Origin of the sequence: Rhodospirillum sp. A1_3_36, assembly GCF_047263945.1 — a bacterium.
In the GTDB taxonomy this organism is placed as follows: domain Bacteria; phylum Pseudomonadota; class Alphaproteobacteria; order Rhodospirillales; family Rhodospirillaceae; genus Rhodospirillum.
The window spans coordinates 441919-467855 of sequence record NZ_JBLAVB010000002.1 but is presented as its reverse complement, the minus strand read 5'-3'; the positions used below and the strand labels follow the sequence as shown (position 1 = coordinate 467855).

Here is a 25937-nt window from a genome sequence, read left to right as displayed (position 1 = left end):
TCTCTGTTTCATAACCGCTCGCCAAGCTTCAGGTTCCAAACCGCCTGATTCCAAGCCTCAGATTCCAAGGAAGACGACTGCGATGATTCTGTTTCCTGCCATCGACCTGAAGGACGGCCAATGCGTCCGCCTGCTGAAGGGCGAAATGGACAAGGCCACCGTCTTCAATGACAGCCCGGCGGCCCAGGCCGCATCCTTCGCTCAGGCCGGATGCCAATGGATCCATGTCGTGGACCTGAACGGCGCCTTTGCCGGACGGCCGGTCAACGCCGATGCCGTGGACGCCATCCTCGGCGCCGTGGAGGTCCCCGTGCAATTGGGAGGCGGGATCCGCGACCATGGGGGGATCGACCTCTGGTTGGCGAAAGGCGTGCGCCGGGTGATCCTGGGTACGGTGGCCCTGCGCGATCCGGAGTTGGTGAAAGAAGCCTGTCGGCGCCATCCGGGACGGATCGCGGTGGGGATCGACGCGCGGGACGGCAAGGTGGCCGTGGAAGGCTGGGCAGAAACCAGCGAGATCACCGCCCTCGACCTGGCCCTGCGGTTCGAGGATGCCGGAGTTGCCGCCATCATCCATACGGATATCGACCGGGACGGCCTTCTTTCCGGTCCCAATGTGGACGCTACCGCTGCCCTGGCCGATCGACTGACCACGCCTCTGATCGTTTCGGGGGGGGTATCCTCGCTGGAGGACCTGCTGACCGTCAAAGCCCAGTGCCACCGGGGCATTGAAGGGGCCATCAGTGGCCGGGCACTCTACGACGGTCGCATTGACCTCCCCGCTGCCCTATCAGCCTTGGCGTGACCACCCTGGCCTGAGCCGATTGAGACCGCGACGAAGCGGAGAGAAGGAAGTCTCACCATGTTGAAGATGCGCATCATCCCCTGCCTGGACGTCAAGGACGGGCGCGTGGTCAAGGGCGTTAACTTCGTCGGTCTGCGAGACGCCGGAGATCCGGTGGAGCAGGCCCAGCTCTACGACGCTGCGGGTGCCGACGAGCTTTGCTTCCTGGACATCACCGCAAGCCACGAGAAGCGCGATACCCTGTTCGATGTGGTCCAACGCACTGCCGAGCACTGTTTCATGCCCCTGACCGTAGGGGGCGGTGTCCGCGTGACCGAGGATATCCGCAAGCTCCTTCTGGCAGGCGCCGACAAGGTCTCCATCAACACGGCCGCCGTCCACCGACCAGAGTTCGTAAGGGAAGCGGCCGAGAAGTTCGGCAACCAATGCATCGTCGTGGCTATTGACGCCAAATCCGTAGGTCCAGACAGGTTCGAAATCTTCACCCATGGAGGCCGCAACGCCACAGGCATCGACGCCGTAGAGTGGGCAAAGCGCATGGTCGCGCTGGGCGCCGGAGAGATCCTGCTGACCTCCATGGACCGGGATGGCACCAAACAGGGGTTTAACCTGCCGCTGACCCGGGCCATTGCCGATGCGGTCACCGTGCCTGTGATCGCCTCAGGTGGGGTGGGCACCCTGGACCACCTTGTGGACGGGGTCCGTGAAGGCCACGCGACGGCGGTGCTCGCGGCGTCCATTTTCCACTTCGGCGAATACACCATCGCCGAAGCCAAACGGCATATGGCCGCCGCTGGCATTCCCATGCGCATGGACGGATTGAAGGAGGCTTCCCTATGAGCGACGAAACCATGACGGCGGGAGGTGCGGGCCCGGAAATCATCGATGCCCTGCACGCCGTGATCCGCAGTCGGAAGGGGGCCGACCCTTCCGGCTCTTACACCGCAAAGCTGTTCTCCAAAGGACCAAAAAAGATCTCCCAGAAGGTGGGCGAAGAGGCCGTCGAGGTTGTCATCGCCGCTCTCGCCGAAGGCCCCGACAAGGTCGTGTCCGAAAGCGCCGACCTGCTCTATCACCTGATGGTGCTCTGGGTGGAAAAGGGAGTGGCGCCGGAGCAGGTTTGGGATGAATTGGCCCGCCGGTTCGGCACATCGGGATTGGAAGAAAAGGCCTCCCGACCCAAGGCCGCGAAGGCACTCTAAAGTTACTCTCGTTCTGGGACAGAAGAAGTTTTTGCACACCACAAGATCCGACCTTGTCCCTCAGCGCCCGATCAAAACGTCATGAATTTCATTGACCCCTGAGAACCCTGAACCGGAGAGCGATTGCCATGGCCTATGATCCCGACAATATTTTTGCCAAAATCCTGCGGGGCGAGATCCCCTGCACCAAGGTCCACGAGGACGAACACACCCTCGCCTTCAAGGACATCCACCCGCAGACCGCCGTCCATGTCCTGGTCATTCCCAAGGGCGCCTATCAGTCTTGGGATGATTTCTCCACTAAGGCCAGTGACGCCGAAATCGGCGCCCTCATCCGGGCCGTGGGCAAGGTTGCTCGGGACCTGGGCGTGGCCGAGGAAGGCTATCGGGTCCTGTCCAATATCGGGGAAAATGGGGGCCAGGAAGTGCCTCATCTGCACATTCATCTGTTTGGTGGGCAAAAATTGGGCCGGATGATTAAGCCTGCTTAGAAAAACAGAAAACTTCGAAAGAAGTTAAGGGAATGCCCCGTTTGAAAAGAGGGCATATCGCAACTTCATTCGAAGTTTTCTTTTTATTAAAACAAATTAAATGCCTTTTCGAAGGGTACTGTCGGATTGCGCCTCGTGGCTCTCTGACCCAACTGATAGCGCATTTCGTGAATGGGTTGACGTGAATCGAGCCGTATGTCGCAAAATTACAGCTCTCCCGTTGTTATTACGCCACACGTCATCCCTCTTTTCGATCCACCCTCCCCCCACCAAAGGGCACCTGATCGAAGCCACCCCTCTCCCCAATCGGACCGCACCCCGAGACACCCGGCGGGCCCTTCCCAAGCGCGACCAGAAAGAGGCAGGAAGCCCTCTCCATGCGTCTTGATCAAGTCCTCTCTTCCACTCCCTGACCAGACTCTCCCCAGAGAGTCCCGATCCCAAGCGGCAGGTTTGTCGTTCAGGATGGACTGTGGCACACCACTGCGGTGCCTCCCTGCCGACGCGGGTCCACACCCTGACGACACAGCGGACAAAGGCCAATCTCACAGCCCTCTCCCACTGACGTAGCCTCATGGATCCTAGAGTGCCTTCGAGGCAGAGGCGGAGCTATTTACCAACCGAATGCGCTGAACGACAGCTCCCGTCCCCGGCCGTGGGATCGCAAAGAATGAACTTCGGCAACAGCTCCATGGTCTCTTTTTGCTCCTCCGCCGAGATGGAGGGACCCTCGTTTCCGAAGGGAGGAACACGCCAAGTTCGTTGAATCAGGTAGACCGCTTTCTGACCCTGGATGAACAGGTTAAAAACCGTCTCCCCCACATCCATATCGTTTCGCCGGTTACACCCAAGAATCCAAAAGGCCCGACCCACATTGTTTTCAACGTGCGTTTGAGGCGTGGTCGCTGTGTAGGACTGACACTTCGATTTATAGGCCTCGACCGTCCGCTCATAGACCGGTTTCAAGCCCGGGGCCTGGGGACCCCGAGTGGTCTTGATGGTAATCATGTCCTCCCATTTATCCGCGCTCTGTCCCTTGGGAACGTAGTAATCAAATTGCACGGTGTCAGAGGAAACCTTGTAGATCAAAGCCCATCCCTCAAGGCGGGGGACCACGAGAGCCTCTGCTCCCCCTGCCGACAAACCACCCCGCCCCGGGGAGGGGTTTTGAGCTGCCGCAGGAGGCCCCCCCAAAGGCATGGGCTGTCCCTGGGATTCTGCCTGGGCCTGGGAAAGGGAAAGGGAACCAGGGGCTCTGAGCGCACCCTGCGACGACTGAGCACCCACAGGCGTGGCCAAAAGACCAACGAGCAGGGCGCCAGCCAAAGCGGAAATGGGGATCAAATGGGTCATGGTCCAAGCCTACCGCGAAACCATGGCAAAAGGGAGGTGGATTCCCCCGTACTCGGGCACCCTTACGCCACCATCCGTTTCCCCGGGGCGAGGCGGCGATAGGCCAGGGCCTCGGCAATATGCAGGCGTCCCACACCTTCGACCCCCTGCAGATCGGCGATGGTACGCGCCACCCGCAGGATCCGGTGATAGGCCCGGGCGGACAAACGCAAACGTTCCGTTGCCTCCACCAACAGGGCCTGCCCCGCGCGGTCGGGCGTGGCCACGGCTTCGAGAACTGCGCCATCGGCATCCCGGTTCAGAGACACCCCCTCCCCCTGGTCGGCATAGCGGCGGGCCTGCCGCTCCCGGGCCGCAAAAACCCGCTCCGCCACGGCCGCTGAGGGCTCTCCCCCCTTAAGCCGCACCAGATCCAGCGGGTGAACGGCGGGCACGTCCACATGCAAATCGATGCGGTCGAACAGGGGACCGGACACCCTCCCCTGATAATCCTCTGCACAGCGAGGAGCCTTCGAGCAAGCCTGGGAGGGATCATCCAGGTAACCACAACGACAGGGGTTCATTGCAGCGACCAGTTGGAACCGGGCTGGATAGGTCACATGCAGGTTGGCCCGGCTGACGGAAACCGTTCCCGCCTCCAGGGGTTGGCGCAGGATCTCCAGGGCTCCCCGTTGGAATTCGGGCAATTCGTCCAGGAAAAGCACCCCATTGTGGGCCAGGCTGATTTCCCCAGGGCGGGCGCGGATGCCCCCACCGGCCAGCGCGGCGGAAGAGGCCGTATGGTGGGGATCCCGGAAGGGGCGGCGGCGCAACAGGCGACCCTGATCCAATTTTCCCGCCACGGAATGGATCATACTCACTTCCAGGGCTTCCCGGGGGGAGAGGGGGGGCAACAGGCCGGGCAAGCGCTTGGCGAGCATGGATTTGCCCGACCCCGGCGGCCCAACCATGAGCATGTTATGCCCTCCCGCAGCGGCGATCTCCAAGGCGCGGCGGGCGCTTTCCTGACCCTTGATATCGGACAGGTCGGGGATTGGGGTGTTGTCCTCTGCCATTTCCGGTCGGGGTCGGGCCAGGATTTGGGATCCCTTGAAGTGATTGATCAGCTCCAGAAGCGTGCCGGGGGCGAGCACATCCCCATCTCCGGCCCAAGCCGCTTCGCCCCCCTGCTTTCCAGGGCAGATGAGCCCCCGGTCATCGGCGTGGGCGGCCAGGGCTGCGGGCAGGACCCCGGCAACCGGCGCCACGGCCCCATCCAGACCCAACTCCCCCAAGACGACTTTGGACGCCAGATCGTCATGGTCGAGGATCCCCATGGCAAGCAAAAGCCCAAGGGCGATGGGCAGGTCGAAATGGCTGCCTTCCTTCACCACGTCGGCGGGGGCGAGGTTGACGGTAATCCGTTTGGGCGGTAGGGCCAAGCCAATAGCCATAAGAGCGGAGCGCACCCGCTCGCGGCTTTCCCCCACCGCCTTGTCTGGCAGACCAACGATGGTGAAGGCGGGCAGACCGTTGGTCATGGACACCTGGACCTGGATCTCCAGGGTGTCGATGCCCTGGAAAGCAACCGTATTGACGCGTGCAACCATGCCATTCCTCCACAAGTGTTGGAGGATCATACACGGTCCAGGTGAGCGAAAAAGCGACGAAGTGTCTCGGTCCCTTTGATCCCCCAGGTTTGAAAGGAGTGGGCTCCGGGACTTGAGGCCCTGATGGGGAGTGGGGCAGGGCCTCGCATAGAAGTCTCGACCCGCATCACCCGCCCAGGGAGACAATCCCGTAGACGATTCCCACTGCCACCGCCAAAAGCGCCGCAGCGATCAGAGGATTCACGAACTTGGGCTCGGTGACACCGGGGATGGCCGGACGCACACCCAAAACCATGGGGCGGATCAAATTGTCCTTCTTGACGATCAGGTAGAAGAACGCCGCAGCAATATGCAACAGGATCGCCGCCATCAGCAGGTTGAACAGGAATTCGTGAATTTCGGTGATCGTCCCGGAAGTGGAGGAGGACACCAGGGAGGCCAACGGTCCCTCGGTCAGGACATCGTCGTTAGAGAACAGCCCGGTCACCGCCTGGGCCGCAGCCAGGGCCATCAGCAGAAGGACCATCAAACCACCGGCCGGATTATGCCCCAGATAGGCTTGATGCTTCCCCGCCCGGGCGGCCTTCAGATAGGCGATGGCGGCACCCGGCCCCTTGACGAACTGGCTAAAGCGCGCCGTATCGCTGCCCACCAACCCCCAGAAGAAACGGAAGACGATCAGAGTCAAAACGCCTTCCCCGGCCAGGACATGAACATCCATGTCAAAAACCACACCCTCGGCCGTCAGATAGGCCAAGAGGATCAGAGCCACCAAGGCCCAATGGAAAAGCCGGACGGGACTGTCCCAGATCCGCATGCGTCCGCCAGTTGTCGATGTCGTCATAATGGTCACGCCTTTTGCTACATCACGTTGATAACCGGACGGATTTATGGTGCTCTGCGCCCCGTTGGATCCTCTCGCCGGTCCTGAGCCACCGGTTCTTTGGTCCAAAACCGGGGGAATCCCGAAAGGTTTTGCTCCCCCGTGACACCACCCAGCGTCCGGCGATATGGTGGCGCCATCCATTGCGCATCGCAACCCGGAAAGGATGACCATTTTTTCATGTTGCCTCTTCTGCTGCCCTATCTGATTCCCCTCGGCTTGGCCATGACTGGTGTGGGCGCCTCGATCCTGGCCGGTGCGTTGACGGGCCACCGCATGGGAGGCGAGCGCCTTGCCGGGGTGGGAATCGCCTTGGGCACCCTGGCCGGGTGGCTATGGATCCGTTGGCTTCCCCAGGTCTTGCTGCCCCTGGATTGGGCCGTCCTCGGTGCCGCCCTCGCCGCCGCAGTGGGAATGGCCATCGATGGAGTCAATCCGAAACCCAAAATCGCCCTGGCCGCGTCCGCCCTCGGCGCCGTCGCCCTGACCTGGGGGGTTGCCGTGACCATCGCTTCGGCGACGGAGTTGGGACCCATGATGGCTCTTCTTGCCTGGGGCCTCGCGGCCCTCTATTGGCTCACCCTGCTTTGGCGCATGGCCCACCGGAAAGGGGACCATGTCAACGACCTGGCCGGACTCGTCGGACTTTTCCTGGGTCTGGTCGGCGTCGCTTGGGCCGTCGATGCCTGGGTCGCCCGCGACCTGTCGTTGGCCGCCCTTTGCGCACTGGCCGGTTGGATGATCTGGATGGCCTTGGCCAAGGTTCCCTTTTCCCAGACAGCCCGGCTTTCTGCCTCTGGGCTCGCGGTCTGTTTAGGGATGGGACTCGCCCTGACCGAGCCTGCCGCCCTTCCTGGGCTGGCGGTGGTGGCGTTGGTCCCCCTGGCCGATGGCACCGCAGCCCGGGTTCCCCTGCCCAAAGGCCGTTTGGGACTCTTTCTCCGCCCTGTCGTGGTAGGCGTATTCGCCCTGATGCCCCTGCCCATCGCCGTCGCCATGGCCCTGGTTTCTGCGGGAATGCCGGTGAGTTGAAACAGAAACCGTTGGTTTCCGTGGGAATGCCTGCGAACTGCCTCAGAAACAGGACTCGGATTTTCCCGTTCCGACGCTTTGCGCTATAGTGGGAACCCGTTCCATCGCAGCTTGCTCCCACCCTGGACGCCAGGAGCCCGGTCTTGAAGAACCGTCTTCCCCTTTTGATCGCCATCGGCATCGGTATCGCCGTCGCGGTGCTGGCCTTGCTGGCTTATCTGATGCTGTCCGGTGGATCCGACGACCAAGTCGGGACTGCCGGTTCACCCGGCGGGTCCCCGGCCCTGTCGATGGCCGAACCGTCTTCCCCGTCGAAACCGACGGACAAACCGAAAACATCCCCAGTCTCTCCCGAAGCTTCGAAGGACATAGCCCAGAGCCCATCGACGCCGTCACCATCGGCTCCGGAAACAGGGCCCCAGGCCAACGCTTCCCCAGAGACCTCCTCCGAAGCTTCTCCCGAGCCCTCCTCCAAGGCTTCCCCCGAAACCTCCATGCAAACCGCGCTGAGGTCGGATCTCGAACCGCCTAGGCCCGCCGCACCCGACCCCCAGCCTCCAGCCTTTGACGTTGTCCGGGTGGAAAAGGATGGATTCCTTGTGTCTGCAGGCCGAGCCGAGCCGAACAGTCAGGTGACCTTGCTGGACGGCAAAGCGGCCCTGGACAACGCGCCCGCCAACTTCCGGGGAGAGTGGGTCATCACCCCCGACGCTCCCCTGAGTCCGGGCGACCACGAGTTGTCCCTTGAATCCAAACTACCCGACGGCACGATCCTGCGGTCCACGGAATCCGTCGCCGTCAACGTGCCCGCTCCGGCCTCTACCGCGCCCGTCCTGGCAGTCGCCCAACCCAAGGACGGCAAGGGGGTTTCCCGCGTGCTCCAGGGTCCCGGTGCGAAACCCAAGGAGAAGGGATCGGATGATCTGGCCATCGAGGTCGTGGATTATGATGACAAAGGGCGCTTGGCCGTCGGTGGATCGGCGCCGGAAGGGGAATCCGTCCGCGTCTATTTGAACAATAAGCCCATCGGCAACTCCACCTCCGACCCGGCCAACCGCTGGGACGTGTTGGACCAAGCCCCCCTCGCCCCCGGTCGCTATACCCTGCGAGCGGACCAGATTGCCCCCGATGGCACGGTCACCAAGCGGGTCGAGATCCCCTTCCTGCGACCCGAGAGCCTACCCGTTCCCGCCGATGGCGGTATGCTGTTTGTCGTTCAACCGGGCAACAACCTGTGGACCCTGGCTCGCAATGTCTATGGCGAGGGCCTGCGGTATTCCGTTATCTACGCCGCCAACAAAGAGCATATCCGTGACCCGGATCTGATCTATCCCGGTCAGGTCTTTACGGTTCCCGCCAACGCCCAGTAGAACCGCCTTTTCGGGAACGGATCCCCCGCCGTTCCCGTTTCCTTGTTTCAAAACCATGGAGGACACCGCCGTGCGACGTTTTGACATCGGCTGGAAAACCTATCTGCTGCCCGAACTCCACCCCGAGGGTTGGCGCTTCCTGGCCGTGTTCATCGCCGCCACCCTGGGCCTTTGGCTGCTGTGGGATTGGCTGCTGATCCCCGCCCTGATGGCCTGCGTCTGGTGCTTCTTCTTCTTCCGCAACCCCAAGCGCATGGTCCCCGATCGGGACGGGTTGGTGGTGACGCCGGCCAGCGGAATCGTCCAGATGGTGGGCGAGGTTGATCCCCCCGCCGAACTGAACCTGGATCCCCCGGGCCCACGTCAACGGATCAGCGTGTTCATGAGCGTCTTCGACTGCCATGTGAATCGCGCGCCCATCGCCGGTACGGTCAAGGACATCGTCTATTCCAAGGGCAAGTTCGTGAATGCGACCCTGGATAAGGCCAGCGAAGACAATGAACGCAATTCCGTGGTCCTGGACCTGCATGGGGAGCGCGGACAGCTCGCCTTCGTCCAGATTGCCGGTCTGGTTGCCCGTCGCATCCGCTGCGACCTGACCAAGGGTCAGTTGGTCCTGACTGGCGAGGTGATGGGTCTGATCCGCTTTGGCAGCCGCCTGGACATCTACCTTCCGCCCGGCGCCGCGCCGCTGGTCGCCCCCGGACAGAACTGCGTGTCCGGTGAGACCGTGATCGCCGACCTGGCGTCTTCCGAACCCGAACGCCCGGGAGTTCTCCGTTGATGGGACGCCGCCGCCGCTTCCAACCCTCTCGCCGTCGCACGCCCCGCCTGAAGGGTCTGCCCCTCAACAAGATCGTGCCCAACGTGATGACCCTTCTGGCCCTCTGCGCCGGATTGACGGCCATCCGCTACGGTCTGCGTGAGGAATTCGAAAAGGCCGTCATGGCGATTTTCCTTGCTGCAGCTCTGGACGGGCTGGATGGACGGGTGGCGCGTATGCTCAAGGGCACCAGCCAGTTTGGGGCCGAGCTGGACAGCCTGTCGGACTTCGTCTGCTTTGGCGTCACCCCGGCCATCCTGCTCTATCTGTGGACCATGAACACCGCGGGCGGCATCGGCTGGGCGCTGGTCCTGCTCTACGTTGTCTGTTGTGGTTTACGACTCGCTCGCTTCAACACCCAATTGATGGGAGAGAAGGATCTGCCCTCCTGGGCTTACAACTATTTTACGGGCGTTCCCGCTCCGGCTGCAGCCGGGCTGGTGTTGTTGCCCATGATTCTCTCCTTCGAAATCGCTCCCGAATTCTTTGCCAAGCCCCCGGTGGTGGCCGTCTTCCTGGTGGGTGTCGCCGCCCTGATGGTCAGCCAACTGCCCACCTTCAGCTTCAAGAAGATGAAGGTTCCCAATCGGGCTGTCCTGCCACTGATGGTGGGAATAGGTGTGCTGGCCGCCTTCCTGGTCACCAATCCCTGGATGACCCTGGGGATTCTGGGCGTGATCTATATCGGAACCATTCCCTTTGGCCTGCGATCCTTCCGCAAGCTGGAGCGGGAAGCCCAACAGGTGGCCAAAGAACGGGAAGCCGGAGAGGCCGAGCTTTCGCCGCCAGACACAGGCGAGTCGGGACTGGGTGAAACGGATGACACCGCCAAAGGCCAATAGGATCCCGATAAGAGCAAGGTGCGGTGCGTTAAATTCCACGGTGCACGACAGTGTCTCGTGTTTTTGGGCGAGTGCCCAAACCCCTTTGGGGGCGATGCCCCCAAACCCCCATTTTTCTTTTAAAAATAACAGCTTGGGGTCTGGGGCCTTTCGGCCAAAAATAATGGGTTGGGGCCTTTCGGCCCCAGTGGGGGACGGGAAAGCACGACTGTCGTGTACCGTGGTTAAATTCACCGGACCTTGGAGCAGCCCCCTTGGAAGCGACCAAGAGGAGGCTCCTGTGACGCCGCCTATTTCGTCGCTTCGATATGGAACGTAATGGTCACATCACGGCCCACGGCATCGCCGCTTTCCCATTCTCCCAGACCCACATGGTAGTCCACCCGATCAATGGTCAGGGATCCATCGGCTACAGCCTTGGCACCGTCGATCGCCACCGTGAAGGGGATCTCCACTGGTTTTGTCACCTCCCGGATGGTCAGCTCCGCCTGGGCCAGATAGCCACCGTCGGCACCCGGGGCAATGGCCGTGGTGACGAAATGGGCGGTAGGATGGTCTTCGGCGGCAAACCAGGGCCCTTGGGGGATCTGGGCATCCCGATCTGCGCTGCCCGTCGTCGCTGACATCATGTCGATGGTCACATCCACCTTGCTGCCCGGCAGATCGTCCGGAGAAAAAAGGATATCAGACGAGAAAGATTGAAAATGGCCGGTAAAGTCGGCACCCATCTGACTGCCCTGGAAGGTCAAGGCGCTGTCGCTGGGAACCGTAGTCCAGCTATCCGCCGCCCAGACCGGGCTGGCCAGGAACAGGCCGCCCGCCAACAGGGGTGCGCCGATGCGAAAAGCAATCATCGGGAAGTCTCCGATTAGAGGAAAGGGGAGGCCGACTTGGCGCCGTGGGGCGCCATGCGGCGCAATGTTTCGTCCTTGTCCACCACATGGTGCTTTAGGGCACCCAGGATATGCAGCCCGATCAACCCCATCATGGCCCAAGCCATCCAGGAATGAATCGCCGCAGCCCCCTTCTGCAAAGACGGGTCCGGTCCCACCAGATTGGGCAAGGTGAACAAGCCAAAGACACTGACCGGAAATCCCGCAGCGGAACTGGCGATCCACCCCGTCAAGGGAAGGCCAATCAGGCAAGCGTAGAGAGCCAGATGGGTCGCCTTGGCCAAAAGGTGTTCCCATGCCACATGGGACGGCAAGGCACCCGGGCCGGGCTGGCGGGACCGCCACCCAAAGCGCGCGAGGGTCACCACCAAAACCACGACTCCAATGGACTTATGCAGCCCATAGAGCTCTAGCTTGGCCGCACCGAGGGGGAGATCGGCCATATATAAACCCAGGCCGATCATTCCAAAAACGGTCAGGGCCGTAAGCCAATGGGCTAATTTGGTCACTGCACCAAAGGCGGTCTGCGTGTCGGACAGTCTGGCCATAGCCAATCTCCTTCCTCTCGCTCTTTCTGCAGTTACTGACGGGTCCCTTCCAGATTGATCAGAATGTCCACTTGGTCTCCAACGGCCGGAGCGTAGGTCTTGATGCCGAATTCCGTGCGGGTCACGGTGGCGGAACCGGTGAAACCAGCCACATAGGCATCAAAGAACGGATGTTTGGCGGCCTTGTTCAGAGTCACAGTCAAGGTCACCGGCTTGGTCACGCCGTGCAGGGACAGATCACCGGTGATCTTGGCGGTGTTGTCGCCGGTCACCTCAATGGCCGTGCTCTTGAAGGTGGCGGTGGGGAATTTGGCCACATCGAAGAAGTCGGCGGACTGCAGATGCTCGTCCAGTTTGGGCACGTTGGTTTCGACGCTCTTCATGTCGATAGTGAACGTCACGGAGCTCTTGGACGGATCCTCACGGTCGAAGGAAATGGCGCCGTCGAAGTCCGTGAATTCGCCAACGAAGGTGGAGAAGCCCATGTGGTTGACGTTGAAAACGATGGAGGTGTGGTCCTTGTCGATGGCATAGGATTCCACATCGGCCAGGGCAGGGGTCGCAGTCAGGCCGACGGCAAAGGCCAAGGGCAGGACGAATTTTGTCAGGGAAGCACGAATCATGGCTTTGGATCTCCGGTGCGCGAATGGCAGCTTGTGATTTCAGGAAGGGACTGTCCCGGTAGGCTGTCTTTGGGGACCGTCCGTATGCCCGATATCTACGCCTCGTCTCGCACTTGCGGAACCAAGCCCGTGAGAACATGATTATCCATGAATCATGGACAACTTGAACATATTAAGCATTTTTGTTGCGAAAATTTCCCGTATTGGTCCTTGGGTTTCTTTTCTACTCATCCAGGCCTACGGGGGATTCATTGCTGAGGTGTTCGGTCTTAAAGGACTGGCGCAATCCGGCATCCCCAGCAGAAACCACATCCCCGGGCTGCGCGGGCTGGGCAGGCGACGGAGTCTCGTGATCCGGCCGAGTATCCACCATCTGTGCACGAAGGCGGGGCAGGGCTTCGGGATAGTCGCTTTGAAGCCAAGTGATCATCTTTTCCCGGATCTCGCAGCGCAAATCCCAGGCAACGGGGCTGTTCTTGGCGCTCATCAAAGCACGGAGCTGAACCGTATGCGCGCCGGAATCCGTGACCTGTAGGACATTCACATTGCCGTCCCAAAGGGGACTCTCCGCGAGTAGGTCGGACAACTTTGCCCGCATGGCCTCAAAGGGTGCGGTGGGATCCACTTCCCAAAAGACGGAGCCGATGATGCTTGCACTTTCCCGGGTCCAATTCTGATAGGGCTTTTCCACGAAGTGGGTCAAGGGAACCACCAATCGGCGCCAATCCCATATGCGGATAACCACATAGGTCAGGGTAATTTCTTCGATCCAGCCCCATTCCCCTTCGACCACCACGGCATCCTCAATTCGGATGGGCTGGCTCAGGGCGATCTGAACGCCGGCGATCAGGTTCGACAGCACGGGTCGAGCGGCGATACCCATGACGATGCCGGCAACACCAGCAGAAGCGAACAATCCGACCCCGAATTCCCGGACCTGAGGAATGGTCAACAACATGGATCCCACGGTGACCAAACCAATCAGCAAGGTGCCCGCGCGAACGAACAACCGCATTTGGGTCTGGAACTTGCGGGCCTGGAGATTGTCTTCCTCGTCGATGCGGAAGCGGAGGATGGATAGCTCTGCGCCAGCCTTGATCAGAGCAATCGTACTCCAGCCCACCATCATGATCGTCCCAAGGGCAAGCACCCGGTTGGCAATCAAGCGCATGTCGTTGTCAAAAGGCAGGACGGAGAAGGCCAGGATCAATCCACCCAACGCAGCCGCAAGGCGAGTCGGGCGGCGGAGGCGCGTTGTGAAGGCGCGGGCGGAGGGACGCGGCAAACGGGCGGCGACCGACCGCCAGACCGCCCGGTGCACCAAAAGAGCGGCACCAAGACAACTCCCGATGATCAGCAGGGCGAGGCCGACCCACAGCCAAGTGCCGTTGAATTGGGCAATCCAGGAACTGGTGGTTTCCTGGATGGTCACGATTTCCGCTTTGATGCTCTCGACTGGCATGGGGTCTCCCAGGTCTTGATACCTGGGGAACAAACGGGCGGGTCCGGGTTTGGTTGCCGCAGTGCAATATGAAGCCGTACAGCATTCACCGAAACAAACCCCTACAGGGCCTCGCCTCGCAACAGCTTATCGACCTGTTCCTGGTTCAGCCCCCCTTGGGCTTTTGCCTGGGCATCAGCCACCGCTGCCGTAGCCGCTCCATCCATCTCCAGATCTTGCTGGAGCATTTTCAAATGCTTCAGGAAGGAGGCAACCTTGCGGATCTGCTGCCCGGTGATGTCCTGGAAGGTACAGGCTTCCATTACCGCCTCGACCCGCATTTCGGTCACCGGATCTTGGGCCTTCTCGATCAACAGTTCCGATAGGCCTAAAATGCGGGACACGGCCCGCTCCTGTTCCTTGACGACGGATTCCAACACCTTGATGGATGTCTGAAGCGCTGCTTGAACTTTTTTTTGATCTGCCATCTAAATCCCCACCCTCATTGAGTCTACGTTACCGCCTTTTGGCGAGGAAAGGGAAGAGCCCAATGGTTGGTCGACCCGCCAGATTCCTCAAATTTATTGAAACCCTCACTGTCCAATCGAACAGAAATCTTCCCAAGGTTTTCCGTCCGTCTTATCCCAAACAGCTTGGGGTCAACCCCATGCCGTGTTTATTGCGTTCAAACGCCAAGCGGGCTTTTACCAGCCATGAGAGGTCGCTGCCAATCGGTCGCTGCCAAGGTGCGATAAGTCAAACTTATTGCACCTTAATATGAAAGCGTTCTGCTTGATTTGTGCAATTACGGTACACGACCGTGTCTCGTCTTTTTTGGGCGGTTGCCCAAACCCCCTTTTTTTATATATCCCGTTTCCTTGACAGACCGAAAAATGCGGGGCTTTGCCCCACTCCCCACCGGGGCCTGAGGCCCCGGACCCCCCTTCGTTTTTTTACCAATGGGATCAAAGGGTCCGTGACCCTTTGTGGGTCTGGGCAGAGCCCAGCAACATTTTCAAGGACACAGAGTATATATAGATTTTAGAGTGCCTTTCAGCCCCAGTGGGGGACAGGGCAAAGCTCCATGACAGGAAAACACTCCCTGTCGTACACCCTGTTTTAAATCAGACAAAATGCTCTAACCATTTGATCTAAAACAAAAAGGGCCGCCCAGATGGAAGCGGCCCTCGCCTAGAGTATTCCGAGATCAAGTTGGATCGCTTCGCGACCAAACTTGATCTCGAAGATACTTTAAAACTTGTAGAATGAGAGTGAAGCGGGCCCAGCTTGTTCCAAGCTGATCCCGTCTCACTCCAGACACCCAAAGAGACTTTGTCTCCCAAGACGGGGGCTCTTAGATCAAACCGCCCTAAATCGGTTCCGATTTACGGCAGATAGTTTGATCTAAAATCATATGGTTAGAGCATCGAGTGGATCGGAAAACCGGTTCCCACTTTTCCGCTCTATGCTCTAAAAACAGGAGTTCGATTGAACTCACAGTCCTCCCACACAAAGCGGGGACAGCCCTTACTTTGGCGCGATAACCATGATCATCTGCCGACCTTCGAGCTTCGGATGCTGCTCCACCTTGGCGATCTCACCCATTTCGGTACTCACGCGTCGTAGAACGTTCATGCCGATTTCCTGGTGGGCCATTTCCCGGCCACGGAACCGCATGGTTACCTTGACCTTGTCGCCGTCTTCCAGGAAACGCTTCGCATTGCGCATCTTCACTTCGTAATCATTCTCGTCGATATTCGGACGAAGTTTGATCTCTTTGATCTCGATGACCTTCTGCTTTTTCTTGGCCTCGTTTTTCTTCTTCTGGGCTTCGTACTTGAACTTACCCAGATCGAGGATCTTGCAGACGGGAGGATCAGCGTTGGGAGAAATCTCCACGAGATCAAGACCGACATTTTCTGCACGAGCAATAGCGTCGCGCGTCGACACGACCCCTACATTCTCGCCTTCTTCATCGATCAAACGCACTTCGGGAACGCGAATATCCCGGTTGGCGCGCGGTCCATCCTTGGACGGCGACGCCTGCATCGGTGGCCTGGCTATGTTTCCAATCTCCCTATGGTTTACGAAACAGCGCGCATGGGGGGAACCGTTCCGAGTTCACCCAATCCCCGGACCGAACCGGGGGGGGGACCCATTTCCTGGAACATGTGCCCCCTAAATCGGGGCTGAAAGCCAGCCCCAACCCCCGAAATCGGATATTACCCAAGAAGATCGGGAGGGACGGACTCCAATTGGAGTGTATCAAGGGTGTCCGCGAGCGCAAGAACTTCCTGGGCTTTTCCACCCAAACGGCGAATGGCGATGATCTTTTCCTCCGCCTCCTTCTTGCCGACAACCAGGATCACGGGGACCTTGGCCACGGAATGTTCCCGGACCTTGTCGTTGATTTTTTCGTTGCGAATATCCAACGTTGCCTGGAGACCCTTGGCTTTCAGCCCCGCGAGCACATCTTTGGCGTCGTCATCCGCGTCAGAGGTAATGGTCGCCACCACCGCTTGAACGGGCACCAGCCAGAGGGAGAATTTACCCGCGCAGTTCTCGATCAAAATGCCCATGAAGCGCTCGAAGGTGCCCAAAATGGCCCGGTGGAGCATCACGGGACGGTGTTTGTCACCATCCTCGCCCACGTAATCGGCGCCCAACCGATCGGGCAGAACAAAGTCCACCTGCCGGGTACCACACTGCCAATCCCGCCCGATGGCATCGGGTAGGACAAATTCCAATTTGGGACCATAGAAGGCGCCTTTTCCCGGATTCAATGTCCATTCCAGGCCCGCCGCATCGGTGGCTTCCTTCAGGGCCGCCTCGGCCTTGTTCCAGGTGGACCGATGTCCTTGGCGATCCGGAGGCCCGTTACCGGACCATCGAACTCACGGACGCTGCCGTCGGGAAGAGAAATGGCGACCATTGTTCCTTCAACCTTCGCAAGGGTAGAGGTTCTTAAGGGATCGGCACGTTAGACGATGGGACGGGTCTGGGGAATCGGAATCCCGCCCGTTTCCACGAAATCTCAAGCCTTTTTCCGGATCCCGACCAGCAGGGACCAGGAAGCCAGCGCCAAAACCGCGCAAATGCCAATGCTTGTCATCAAGGACCGGGTTGTCCCGTCATGGAAGACTCCCACTGCGTAGCCGGCGATCGACCCCACAGCCATTTGCGTGAATCCCAAAAGAGAGCTGGCTGCCCCTGCCATACGTGGGAAGGGTCCAATGGCCCCGGCCATGCCATTGGGCATGATAAAGGCGCAAGCGAGCGAATGCCCGCAAATGAATGGCATGACCGACCAGACCGACTCCACCCCCATCCAGGCCAGAGCCACCCCGGAGAGATCGGCAACGATACTCACCCCAAGCCCCAGGTTGATCAACCAAGCCAATCCCAAGCGGCGGGACACCCGTCCGCCACAAATGGCACCCAAAGTATAACTCATGGCGAAAAAGAAGAAAACGAAGCCAAAATTCCGGGCATCCACTCCCAGCACATCGATGATCACAAAGCTGGACCCGGAAATAAAGCTGAACAATCCCCCAAAGGTAAAGGCCACCACCAAGGCATGACCCAGATAAATGCGATTACGCAGAAGGGTCAGGTAGTTCCGTCCCATGGCGATGGGAGAAATTGCCGAGGGATCCCGATGGGCATTGGTTTCCCGCAGGAAGACCGCCACACAGAACAACATCACGGCCCCAAATCCAACCAGCACCAGGAAATTGGCCCACCAACCGAAGGCCGCATGCAACCACCCCCCCAAGATCGGCGCCAAGGCCGGAGCCAGAGCCATGGCGGAGGTCATGTAAGACAGCATGCGGGCCGAACCCTCCACCCCATACACATCCCGCACGATGGCTCGTCCCACGACAACTCCACCACAGGCTCCCAGCGCCTGCACGAAGCGGGCAGCGATCAGAAAATGGATATCCGGCGCCAGAACACAGGCGACCGAAGCAACGCTATAGAGAAAGAGTCCGCCCAGAACAACCGGGCGCCGTCCGAAACGGTCGGAGAGGGGACCATGGAGTACCATACCCAGGGCCATACCAATGGCGAAAACGGACAAGGTCAACTGGACCAGCGAGACATCAACGCCGAAGTAATCCACCATGGCCGGAAGGGAGGGTAGGTACAAATCCGTACTGACTGCACCCAAGGCGACCAGACCAGTCAGAAGGACGGAAATACCAAGAGACCTGGGATCCGCGCCACCGCGCATCAGGCGCGTGGGAAGGAGAGGCATGGGTAATCAAACTCCCTTATCAAGACAATAACGCTGTCCAAAATTCATAAAAAAATCGTCGACTTGAGGATATTTCGGATCATATAAGGGAAAATATAGAAGTTCTTTCCCGCTAATTACAAAATAAAATAGATCATTTTTCTACAATTTCATATATTCTTTCATTCCAATATTGTTTAGGTTGATACTACCTCTGATCGGAGAAACCGACCGTGAACGAGCAACAAAACCAGCCCCCCTTTGATGGCCTTCAACTGCAAGGCACAGAGTACAGGCGGGCCGATCTGTCCGGGGCCAATTTCGATGGCGTCAACCTCACTGGCGCGCGGTTTTATGCGGTCCTGAGCAAGGCGAAATTCACGGACACCAATCTCTGTGAAGCCGATTTTGACGATATCGCCCTTGCGGATGCTCGGTTCAACAACGTGACTTTGGCAGGCGCCATCTTCACAAATGCGAACCTCTCTCGGTTGACGATCAAGGATGCCACCCTGGCGCATTCAACCATCGAAAATGCGGATGTGACAGGATTGCGCATTAATGGTGTTCTCGTAACCGATCTGTTTGACGCCTACGAAAAGGCAAAACGGTAGGATCTGACTCCAAGGAGATCGAACACCAACCCTAACCATACCGGTGCAGGCCTGAGCCCTTTTGCTTGAGCCAGGACTGTGCCTGTTCGTGATCCTCCACCAAACGGGCGACCACCGCCCAAAATTTTGGGGAATGGTCAAAGACCGAGAGGTGGGCGACCTCATGGGCTGCTACATAGTTCACTATGTTAACGGGCGCCAGAACCAATCGCCAGGAAAAAGAGAGATCCCCCTTGTGGGAACAGCTGCCCCAGCGGGTTCGGGTATCCCGCAGGGTGATCCGACCCGGACGGACCCCCAGGGTTGCCGCATGGGTCTGGACCCGGGTCCCGATTTCCTCTCGAGCACGAGCCTTCAACCAATCGGTCAAGCGCCGGGGCAAGTGCTCCACTTGACCGGAGACATGAACCGCTCCGTCCTCGGCCCAAACGCCCCTTCGGGCATCGGGACGGTGAACAATCCGCTGCGGCTCGCCCAACAGGGGGAAAATCACCCCATCGGCAAAGGGAACGGGCTGCGGCTGGCTCGCCAACTGTCGGGCCACCCACTCTTCCTTGTCCTGGACAAAATCCAGAATGAGCCGTTCGGACACATGGGGGGGCGCAACGACAACCAACCGCTCGCCCGAGGGGTCGATCCGAAGGGACAATCGGCAAGAGCGGGCGTTGCGACGCAGGGTCACGGGAAGGGCACGGCCATCAACGGTCACGGATCGGGCAAGGGTCATGGATCGAGCCGAACAGACGCTCACAAGTCGTCCCATTCGACGATATGCTCCTCGATGGGACCCGACTCGACCTCGGACAGGGCGCGACCGCGTACGCTCATACCCGCCCGGTGCACACTATCGGGATCCCCGGTTTCCAAGGGATGCCATGGCGGCAGGGGTTGGCCGTCGGCCAACAGCCGATAGGCACATGTTTCTGGCATCCACGTCAAGCGATGCAGCAGCTTGGGAACCAGCTTGACGCAGTCCGGCACGGTATCCCAGCGGGTCGCGTAAGAGGAGCACCGGCAGCTTTCCAAATCCAACAGTTCGCAGGCCACGTTGGTGTAATGGATACGCCCCGTGTCCTCTTCCTGCAGCTTATGGAGACAGCACTTCCCACACCCGTCGCACAAACTCTCCCATTCCGTCTCCGTCATGTCCTGGAGCGGTTTGGAGTCCCAGAACCTTTCGGTTGGGTTTGATGTGTTTCCGCTTTGCAACGGACTCGTCCCGAGCGAGGCCTTTCGCCTCAGCCTCGAGAATAAACGACCGGACATGGGGAAGAATCTCCTCGCGCCAGCGGCGCCCGTTGAAGATACCGTAATGGCCCACCTTGTCTTGAAGATGGTGTTTGCGCAAGCTTTCCGGAAGATTGACACAGAGGGTATGGGCCGCTGCCGTCTGCCCCTTGCCGGTGATGTCATCCCGTTCCCCTTCGACGGTCAGCAGGCAGACATCCTTGATGGCCCCGCAATCCACCTGACGCCCCTTACACTTCAGGACCCCTTCGGCCAGTTCGTGGTCCTTGAAGATGCGCTGAATGGTCTCGAGGTAGAATTCGGCGGGCAGGTCCATCACCGACAGGTATTCGTCATAGAAGGTCTGATGGTCCTCGGCACTGTCGCCATCGCCCTCCACCAAATGCTCGAAGTACTTCAAATGGGCGCTGACATGGCGGTCCATATTCATGGCCATGAAGCCCGACAGTTGCACAAACCCGGGATAGACCTTGCGCCCCCCACCCAGATAGGTGCCGGGCACGGTGTGAATCAAGTTGTCCTCGAACCAGGACATCTCGTGTTCGTCGGCGAACTTGTTCACTTCCGTGGGATTGACCCGGGTGTCGATGGGTCCCCCCATCAGCACCATCGACGCCGGACGACAAGGATCATTGTCCTCAGCCATCAGAGAGACCGCCGCCAAAACCGGAACACTGGGCTGGCAAACGGCCATCATGTGGGTGTTCGGACCCAAAAAGCGCAGAAAATGGATCAGGTAGTGGACATAGTCGTCAAAGCCGAAGGGGCCTTCGGCGGCGGGCACTTCCCGGGCGTTCACCCAATCGGTGATATAGACGTCATGGTCGGGAAGAAGGGCTTCCACCGTGCCCCGCAAAAGCGTCGCATAGTGACCGGACATGGGAGCCACCACCAGCAGGCGGGGCTGGTCCGGTCGCTCGATGCCGCGCTTGAAATGGACCAGATCGCAGAAGGGCAGGTCCTCGACCGTCACTTCCTCGACCCAGGTGCGCTGGCCATCAACCACTGTGTGGTTCAAGTCGAACTGGGGCTTGCCATAGCGGCGGGTCACCCGTTCGATCAGGGACGCAGAGGCCGCCATGGACCGACCAAACCGGGTATAAGAGGCCGGAATCCAGGGATTGCTATAGACCCCTTGCATGGTATGGGCCGCGAACCGGAGAGGCGTCAGGGCCGCGTGCTGAAACTCATGCAGTTTGTAGAGCATACCAGATGTTTCCCTCGACGTTGAACCTAGAGCGGCGAACCCACTACGGTAGACAAACTGGCAAGGCCCGATGGTCTGGGCCAAGCTGGCGTCCAAGTCCCACTTCCCGATAACCAGTCACGGAAGAGTCACCGTCCGACGACAGAAAAATACCCAGGAATGGGAAAAATTGTAAAGATATTAGGTCAATATCCTACTAATAGCCTAGATTACCAGGGAAAATACTGGCTCTCCGGGTCAGACAGGTCCGTGATCCATGCCTGTTGAGGGAGTCTAGGACCTTTCACACAGATCGCCAATCATTTTATGTTGCAGTGCAAAAAAACTCGGACCGAAGCGGACCTGAACGCAGCCCATGGAGTCCGAAAATGGCGCGACGGGGAGACGGGAAGGGGGCAGAATGGGCGGATCATGACCGACTCGATCCCTCAAATTGGCTCTCATACAGCAGAGTCTCCACCCGTGGCAATCCTCGATCCAAAGACCTGCTATCGGGCCTTGAGCAGCCGGGATTCCCGATTCGACGGACGCTTTTTCACCTGTGTCTCGACCACGGGGATTTTCTGCCGTCCGATTTGCCCTGCGCGCACGCCTGCACCGGACCATTGCCATTTCGTCCGAAGTGCGGCAGAAGCCTTAACCGCCGGATACCGCCCCTGTCTCCGCTGCCGCCCGGAAACGGCACCCGGACTGGGGGGATGGCTGGGCACCGAGGCCACGGTCAATCGCGCCCTCCGCCTGATCACCGAAGGGGCCCTGGACGATGCCTCCATTACGGATCTTGCGGACCGCCTGGGCATCGGTGAGCGTCACCTGCGCCGCCTGTTCCTCCAGCACCTGGGCACCTCGCCGGGCGCTGTGGCACGGGCACGGCGCCTATTGCTGGCCAAGGCCCTGTTGACAGATACGGACCTCTCTTTGACCGAAGTCGCCCTGGCCGCCGGCTTTGGAGGCCCGCGCCGGTTCCAGACAGCGATCCGGGAGACCTATGGCAAAAGCCCGAGGGACCTTCGTCGCACAAAAAAGGGAGCCGGACAGAGCGGCACTCAGGCTGGTCTGCGCCTGCGTCTCGCCGCAACGGAGCCCTATCACTGGGAGGGCCTGCGCGGATTTCTCGCCGCTCGCGCCATCCCCGGGGTGGAACGACTCACCGAAACCGGCGCCTACGAGCGAACGTTGTCCCTGGGGTCGACCAAAGGGCGGATGATCCTCTCCCGGGATCCAAAGGGGTGGTTTTGGGTGGTGCTGACCCTTAACCGCTGGGATGCCCTGTCACAGGTCCTGGCCCGGCTCCATGGTTTGCTGGATCTGGCCGCCGATCCGGCGGCGATCTGCGCCCATCTGGGCACGGACCCCCTTCTTGCCCCCCGGATCGCAGCCCATCCCGGCCTGAGGGTTCCCGGCTGTTGGGATCCCTTTGAACTGGCCGTGCGGGCGGTGCTCGGCCAACAGGTCAGCGTCGCGGGCGCCACCACCCTGGCCGGACGGCTCGTCGCGCGCCTGGGAAAGCCCCTTGAAGATGCCAGTGACGGCGATCCAAGCCAGCCAAACCGCTTGTTTCCCGACCCCGAGGCCCTGGCCACCGGCGATTTGACAGACCTGGGTCTGACAACGGGACGGACAGGCACGCTTTCGGCCCTGGCCCGGGCCGTGCTGGACGATCCCACCCTCCTGGACCCCACCGCCGATCCAGACACCGCCCGCGCCCGGCTGGAGGCCCTGCCGGGCATCGGTCCCTGGACCGCCCAGTACATCGCGCTCAGGGCCTTCCGCGATCCTGACGCCTTCCCCGTGGGTGATCTCGGCTTGCTGCGTGCCTTGGAAAACCAAGGTCCCTGGGGTTCGGGACGGCCAAACCCCAAACAACTCTCAGAGCGGGCCGAGGCCTGGCGGCCCTGGCGCGCCTATGCCGCCCTTCACCTGTGGACCGACCCATGATCCGCCTGTTCCGCGACCGCATCGAAAGCCCCTTGGGGGAGATCCTCATCTTTTCCGACGGCACGACCCTCCGCGCCGTGGAATTCGCCGATTATGAGCACAGGGGAACAGCCCTTCTCACCAAAGCGGTTGGGCCCCATTCGGTCACAGCCGCCACCGATCCGGGGGGCGCTTCCAGCGCGCTCAAAGCATACTTCAAGGGGGATCTGCAAGCGCTCGACGCCCTGACCCTGGAACCGGGAGGCACTGCCTTTCAGCGCGCGGTCTGGCTGGGGTTGCGCCACATCCCAGCGGGCGAAACCCTGTCCTATGGCGCCTTCGCCGCCCGTCTGGGCGTCCCCAAGGCGGTTCGGGCCGTGGGGCGGACCAATGGCCTGAACCCCATTGCCATCGTCCTGCCCTGCCACAGGGTCATCGGGGCCAATGGCACGCTGACCGGCTATGCGGGGGGATTGGACCGCAAGGCTTGGCTCCTTGACCACGAAGGATGGACACCACCCAAAGTCCGAAGGGCACCGAAACCGGCCATGGGAGACCTGTTCGACAGTTGATGTTTTCCCGTCAGGGGGCATTTGCCCCCAAATGGGCTTGGGCACTCGCCCAAAAAACACGAGACGCTGTCGTGTACCGCGCAGATTGCGATGGACGGCCCGCAGGCCTTCGACCGGTGAATGAGGGCAGGTCGCGTAACCTGTGCTACTCCGTCTGTGAAATCAAATGGACGAATCCTCCGGCCACGGTGCCCTTTCGATGGCCTGCAGCCCCCAGGTCTCGACCCTGGGCATCGATAAGCGCATAAAGCCGATCCTCGGCAGAGTCCGCCGTGACCGACGCATAGTGGAACTCATGGCCGGATAGGACCTCTCCTGCCGCACCCCACCAGCCAGACGCCAGCATGCTTGCCCGCCGGTAGCCCAAGTGCCGCTTCCGTTGGGCAAAACTGGTATCCACGGGAAGAAGACCCGCCATGGCATGAACCCGTCCCTGGGCATCGGTCAGGCTTCGGCCCAAGACCATGTAGCCCCCGCATTCCCCGAAAATCGTCACGCCCCGGGCCGCAGCGGCACGGAGGCCGCCGAGGAAGACACGGGAGTCCGCCAGTCGACCCGCCTGAAGCTCGGGATAACCGCCGGGCAGGTAGATCGCATCGGCGGATCCGTCCGGTCCCTGGTCAGCCAGGGGGGAAAAGGGAAGGAGCTCCGCCCCCGCAGCCCGCCATCCGGCGAGCACGGCGTCGTAAGTGAAGGCAAAAGCGTCATCCAGGGCCAGGGCGATTCTTTGCCCCGGAGGCGGCAAGGGCCAAAGAGTCCCCGGAGGCGGTAAGGGCCAAGGAGTTCTGGACGGGGGAAGGGGGAGTCGGGATTCCCCATTGCCGTTTGCAGCAATGGGCCGGGCCAAGGCAACAAGGGCATCCAGGTCCAGGTGCTCGGCAACACAATCCGCCGCAGCCTCCAGAAAACGATCCAGGGCCGGATGCTCCCGGGCCTGGACCAAACCCAAATGGCGTTCGGGAACCACCAGATCGGCCCGGTGGGGCAGCCCCCCCAGGACACGGATCTCAGGAACGGTTTGGGCAATGGCCTGGGTGAGTGCCTCCAGGTGGCGGTCCGAACCAACCCGGTTGAGAATCACCCCGACAATGGGACAATCGGCCCGATGGCGCGCGAAACCGGAGACCAAAGCGGCAACGCTGGCGCCCATGCCCCGACAATCCACCACCAGCACGACCGGCCAACCTGTCCGAGCGGCCAGGGAGGCGGCTGATCCGTCCGCGAGAGGAGCATCCACCCCCAGGGCGCCATCGAACAGGCCCATGACCCCCTCGGCCAGCACCAGATCCATTCCTCGGGTCTGACGCGCCGCAAGGCTGGCAACAAGGGAGGCCCCCATGGCCCAGGTATCGATATTGACGCAGGCCCGCCCACAGGCGGCCTCGTGGAAAGCGGGATCGATGTAATCCGGACCGGCCTTGACCCCGGCCACCGCCACCCCCCGGCGGGTCAAAGCCCGGGAAAGGGCCAGGGTGACCACCGTCTTACCCGAGCCGGAGGAGGGCGCCGCAAGGATCAGGCCCGGTCCAACGGAGGACATTCCTGGGTTAAGCCCCCGGCTCATCAGGATCCCGAAATCGAACCGGAAAGGTATTTCCCCAGAATTTCCGCCATTTTCTCCGGAGTTGTCCCATGGGAGAAATGGGTCAGGAATTTTCCATCCGGCCCCATCAAATAGGTGATCGATGAATGGTCCATCAGGTAGGGGGCATCCCCCTTTTCCTCGACCTTCTTGTAATACACCTTATAGGCCCGGGCAGCTGCGGCGACCTGCTCCGGCGTACCGGTCAGGCCCACCATGGTGGGATAGAAGGCCGTGGCATAGTTTCCCACCACATCCGGTGTATCCCGCTCCGGATCAATGGTGATGAAAATGGGCGTGATGTGCTCCCGCTGTTCCGGTGTCAGCTTATCCAGGGCAGCGCCGATGAGGGATAAGTTGGTGGGGCAGACGTCCGGACAATAGGTATAACCGAAGTAGATCAGCATATCCTTGCCTGCGAAATCTTTGTCGGTCACCGCCTCGCCCTGGCCATTGACCAGTTCAAAGGGACCACCGATGGCCGCTTCCCCTTCGCCACCCGGCATGAAAGCCAAGCGGGCGCCGATTGCCACAACCACCACGACCAGAATCGCGAGCACCGGTGCCAAAACCTTGAGGGAAGGGGGCGCCCCCTTTTGGGACTTGTTTTTCGCCATGAAGCCCGTCCTTTCGTTACGCGTCAAAGGGGGAACCGGAAGCAGAAG

The 25937-nt window shown here is 60.4% G+C and carries 26 protein-coding genes and 1 pseudogene; 11 read left to right on the top strand and 16 right to left on the bottom strand.

Annotated features, from left to right (window positions below; all coding sequences use genetic code 11):
• Positions 1-82 precede the first annotated feature (82 nt).
• The 4 genes from hisA to ACLIRY_RS06630 all read left to right on the top strand — a co-directional run bounded on the left by hisA (position 83) and on the right by ACLIRY_RS06630 (position 2498).
• Entirely contained in the window at positions 83-805 is a 723-nt protein-coding gene (gene hisA, locus ACLIRY_RS06645; protein ID WP_413204573.1) for a 1-(5-phosphoribosyl)-5-[(5-phosphoribosylamino)methylideneamino]imidazole-4-carboxamide isomerase, read from the top strand.
• A gap of 57 nt (positions 806-862) precedes the next feature.
• Positions 863-1645, top strand: a complete 783-nt coding sequence (hisF, locus tag ACLIRY_RS06640; RefSeq protein WP_413204572.1) for an imidazole glycerol phosphate synthase subunit HisF — start codon at positions 863-865, stop codon at positions 1643-1645.
• Positions 1642-2007, top strand: coding sequence for a phosphoribosyl-ATP diphosphatase (locus tag ACLIRY_RS06635; protein ID WP_413204571.1), 366 nt, complete (start codon positions 1642-1644; stop codon positions 2005-2007). Before hisF ends, ACLIRY_RS06635 begins: the two co-directional genes overlap by 4 nt.
• Positions 2008-2135: 128 nt before the next feature.
• Positions 2136-2498 (top strand): histidine triad nucleotide-binding protein, encoded by a 363-nt coding sequence (locus ACLIRY_RS06630; protein ID WP_413204570.1) that lies wholly within the window; start codon positions 2136-2138, stop codon positions 2496-2498.
• A 609-nt stretch (positions 2499-3107) separates the two neighbouring features.
• Here the strand turns inward: ACLIRY_RS06630 and ACLIRY_RS06625 are convergent.
• The 3 genes from ACLIRY_RS06625 to ACLIRY_RS06615 all read right to left on the bottom strand — a co-directional run bounded on the left by ACLIRY_RS06625 (position 3108) and on the right by ACLIRY_RS06615 (position 6284).
• Positions 3108-3851 carry a hypothetical protein gene (locus ACLIRY_RS06625; RefSeq protein ID WP_413204569.1) on the bottom strand — a complete coding sequence of 248 codons (744 nt, stop codon included), beginning with the start codon at positions 3849-3851 and terminating at the stop codon, positions 3108-3110.
• 62 nt (positions 3852-3913) lie between these two features.
• On the bottom strand, positions 3914-5440 hold the full coding sequence (locus ACLIRY_RS06620; RefSeq protein ID WP_413204568.1) for a YifB family Mg chelatase-like AAA ATPase: 1527 nt from the start codon (positions 5438-5440) through the stop codon (positions 3914-3916).
• A 166-nt stretch (positions 5441-5606) separates the two neighbouring features.
• A complete protein-coding gene (locus tag ACLIRY_RS06615; RefSeq protein WP_413204567.1) occupies positions 5607-6284 on the bottom strand; it encodes a cytochrome b/b6 domain-containing protein in 678 nt (225 codons plus the stop codon).
• A gap of 219 nt (positions 6285-6503) precedes the next feature.
• On the opposite strand from ACLIRY_RS06615, the gene ACLIRY_RS06610 reads away from it, so the two are divergent.
• The 4 genes from ACLIRY_RS06610 to pssA all read left to right on the top strand — a co-directional run bounded on the left by ACLIRY_RS06610 (position 6504) and on the right by pssA (position 10390).
• Positions 6504-7355: a hypothetical protein gene (locus tag ACLIRY_RS06610; protein WP_413204566.1), complete on the top strand. Its 852-nt coding sequence runs from the start codon at positions 6504-6506 to the stop codon at positions 7353-7355.
• Positions 7356-7498: 143 nt separating this feature from the next.
• On the top strand, positions 7499-8725 hold the full coding sequence (locus ACLIRY_RS06605) for a LysM peptidoglycan-binding domain-containing protein (RefSeq protein ID WP_413204565.1): 1227 nt from the start codon (positions 7499-7501) through the stop codon (positions 8723-8725).
• A 70-nt stretch (positions 8726-8795) separates the two neighbouring features.
• Complete coding sequence (locus tag ACLIRY_RS06600; RefSeq protein WP_413204564.1) at positions 8796-9509, top strand: phosphatidylserine decarboxylase; 714 nt, start codon at positions 8796-8798, stop codon at positions 9507-9509.
• Positions 9509-10390, top strand: coding sequence for a CDP-diacylglycerol--serine O-phosphatidyltransferase (pssA, locus tag ACLIRY_RS06595; RefSeq protein WP_413204563.1), 882 nt, complete (start codon positions 9509-9511; stop codon positions 10388-10390). Before ACLIRY_RS06600 ends, pssA begins: the two co-directional genes overlap by 1 nt.
• A 290-nt stretch (positions 10391-10680) precedes the next feature.
• On the opposite strand, the gene ACLIRY_RS06590 is transcribed toward pssA, so the two are convergent.
• The 8 genes and pseudogenes from ACLIRY_RS06590 to ACLIRY_RS06555 all read right to left on the bottom strand — a co-directional run bounded on the left by ACLIRY_RS06590 (position 10681) and on the right by ACLIRY_RS06555 (position 18153).
• Positions 10681-11244 (bottom strand): YceI family protein, encoded by a 564-nt coding sequence (locus tag ACLIRY_RS06590; RefSeq protein WP_413204562.1) that lies wholly within the window; start codon positions 11242-11244, stop codon positions 10681-10683.
• Between the two features lie 14 nt (positions 11245-11258).
• Positions 11259-11831, bottom strand: coding sequence for a cytochrome b (locus tag ACLIRY_RS06585; RefSeq protein WP_413204561.1), 573 nt, complete (start codon positions 11829-11831; stop codon positions 11259-11261).
• Positions 11832-11863: 32 nt separating this feature from the next.
• On the bottom strand, positions 11864-12454 hold the full coding sequence (locus ACLIRY_RS06580; RefSeq protein ID WP_413204560.1) for a YceI family protein: 591 nt from the start codon (positions 12452-12454) through the stop codon (positions 11864-11866).
• Between the two features lie 223 nt (positions 12455-12677).
• Positions 12678-13916 (bottom strand): mechanosensitive ion channel family protein, encoded by a 1239-nt coding sequence (locus tag ACLIRY_RS06575; protein WP_413204559.1) that lies wholly within the window; start codon positions 13914-13916, stop codon positions 12678-12680.
• Positions 13917-14017: 101 nt separating this feature from the next.
• Positions 14018-14383 (bottom strand): hypothetical protein, encoded by a 366-nt coding sequence (locus ACLIRY_RS06570; protein WP_413204558.1) that lies wholly within the window; start codon positions 14381-14383, stop codon positions 14018-14020.
• Between the two features lie 1039 nt (positions 14384-15422).
• Entirely contained in the window at positions 15423-15944 is a 522-nt protein-coding gene (infC, locus tag ACLIRY_RS06565) for a translation initiation factor IF-3 (RefSeq protein WP_413204557.1), read from the bottom strand.
• 173 nt (positions 15945-16117) lie between these two features.
• Positions 16118-16753 (bottom strand): annotated as a pseudogene (locus ACLIRY_RS06560) (His/Gly/Thr/Pro-type tRNA ligase C-terminal domain-containing protein); the annotation flags it as partial.
• 176 nt (positions 16754-16929) lie between these two features.
• Positions 16930-18153 carry a multidrug effflux MFS transporter gene (locus ACLIRY_RS06555; RefSeq protein ID WP_413204556.1) on the bottom strand — a complete coding sequence of 408 codons (1224 nt, stop codon included), beginning with the start codon at positions 18151-18153 and terminating at the stop codon, positions 16930-16932.
• Between the two features lie 212 nt (positions 18154-18365).
• Here ACLIRY_RS06555 and ACLIRY_RS06550 point away from each other — a divergent pair, with 212 nt between their 5' ends.
• Positions 18366-18746 (top strand): pentapeptide repeat-containing protein, encoded by a 381-nt coding sequence (locus tag ACLIRY_RS06550; protein WP_413204555.1) that lies wholly within the window; start codon positions 18366-18368, stop codon positions 18744-18746.
• A gap of 31 nt (positions 18747-18777) precedes the next feature.
• Here the strand turns inward: ACLIRY_RS06550 and ACLIRY_RS06545 are convergent, their stop codons facing one another.
• Genes ACLIRY_RS06545 through ACLIRY_RS06535 form a run of 3 tightly spaced genes read right to left on the bottom strand, consistent with a single transcriptional unit; the run spans position 18778 to position 21201 of the window.
• Positions 18778-19509 carry a M48 family metallopeptidase gene (locus ACLIRY_RS06545; RefSeq protein WP_413204554.1) on the bottom strand — a complete coding sequence of 244 codons (732 nt, stop codon included), beginning with the start codon at positions 19507-19509 and terminating at the stop codon, positions 18778-18780.
• Positions 19494-19892: a YcgN family cysteine cluster protein gene (locus ACLIRY_RS06540; protein WP_413204553.1), complete on the bottom strand. Its 399-nt coding sequence runs from the start codon at positions 19890-19892 to the stop codon at positions 19494-19496. Before ACLIRY_RS06540 ends, ACLIRY_RS06545 begins: the two co-directional genes overlap by 16 nt.
• Entirely contained in the window at positions 19834-21201 is a 1368-nt protein-coding gene (locus tag ACLIRY_RS06535) for a polyhydroxyalkanoate depolymerase (protein ID WP_413204552.1), read from the bottom strand. Before ACLIRY_RS06535 ends, ACLIRY_RS06540 begins: the two co-directional genes overlap by 59 nt.
• Before the next feature lie 462 nt (positions 21202-21663).
• On the opposite strand from ACLIRY_RS06535, the gene ACLIRY_RS06530 reads away from it, so the two are divergent.
• Positions 21664-23139, top strand: coding sequence for a DNA-3-methyladenine glycosylase 2 family protein (locus tag ACLIRY_RS06530; protein ID WP_413204551.1), 1476 nt, complete (start codon positions 21664-21666; stop codon positions 23137-23139).
• Entirely contained in the window at positions 23136-23690 is a 555-nt protein-coding gene (locus tag ACLIRY_RS06525) for a methylated-DNA--[protein]-cysteine S-methyltransferase (RefSeq protein ID WP_413204550.1), read from the top strand. The genes ACLIRY_RS06530 and ACLIRY_RS06525 overlap by 4 nt, the downstream gene beginning before the upstream one ends.
• Positions 23691-23835: 145 nt before the next feature.
• Here ACLIRY_RS06525 and ACLIRY_RS06520 read toward each other — a convergent pair whose 3' ends face one another.
• Together ACLIRY_RS06520 and ACLIRY_RS06515 are read right to left on the bottom strand one after the other, a co-directional pair.
• Positions 23836-25230 carry a cobyrinate a,c-diamide synthase gene (locus ACLIRY_RS06520; protein WP_413204549.1) on the bottom strand — a complete coding sequence of 465 codons (1395 nt, stop codon included), beginning with the start codon at positions 25228-25230 and terminating at the stop codon, positions 23836-23838.
• A 23-nt stretch (positions 25231-25253) separates the two neighbouring features.
• The gene (locus ACLIRY_RS06515) at positions 25254-25889 is read right to left on the bottom strand and encodes an SCO family protein (protein ID WP_413204548.1); all 636 of its coding nucleotides are present in this window, start codon (positions 25887-25889) and stop codon (positions 25254-25256) included.
• Positions 25890-25937 lie beyond the last annotated feature (48 nt).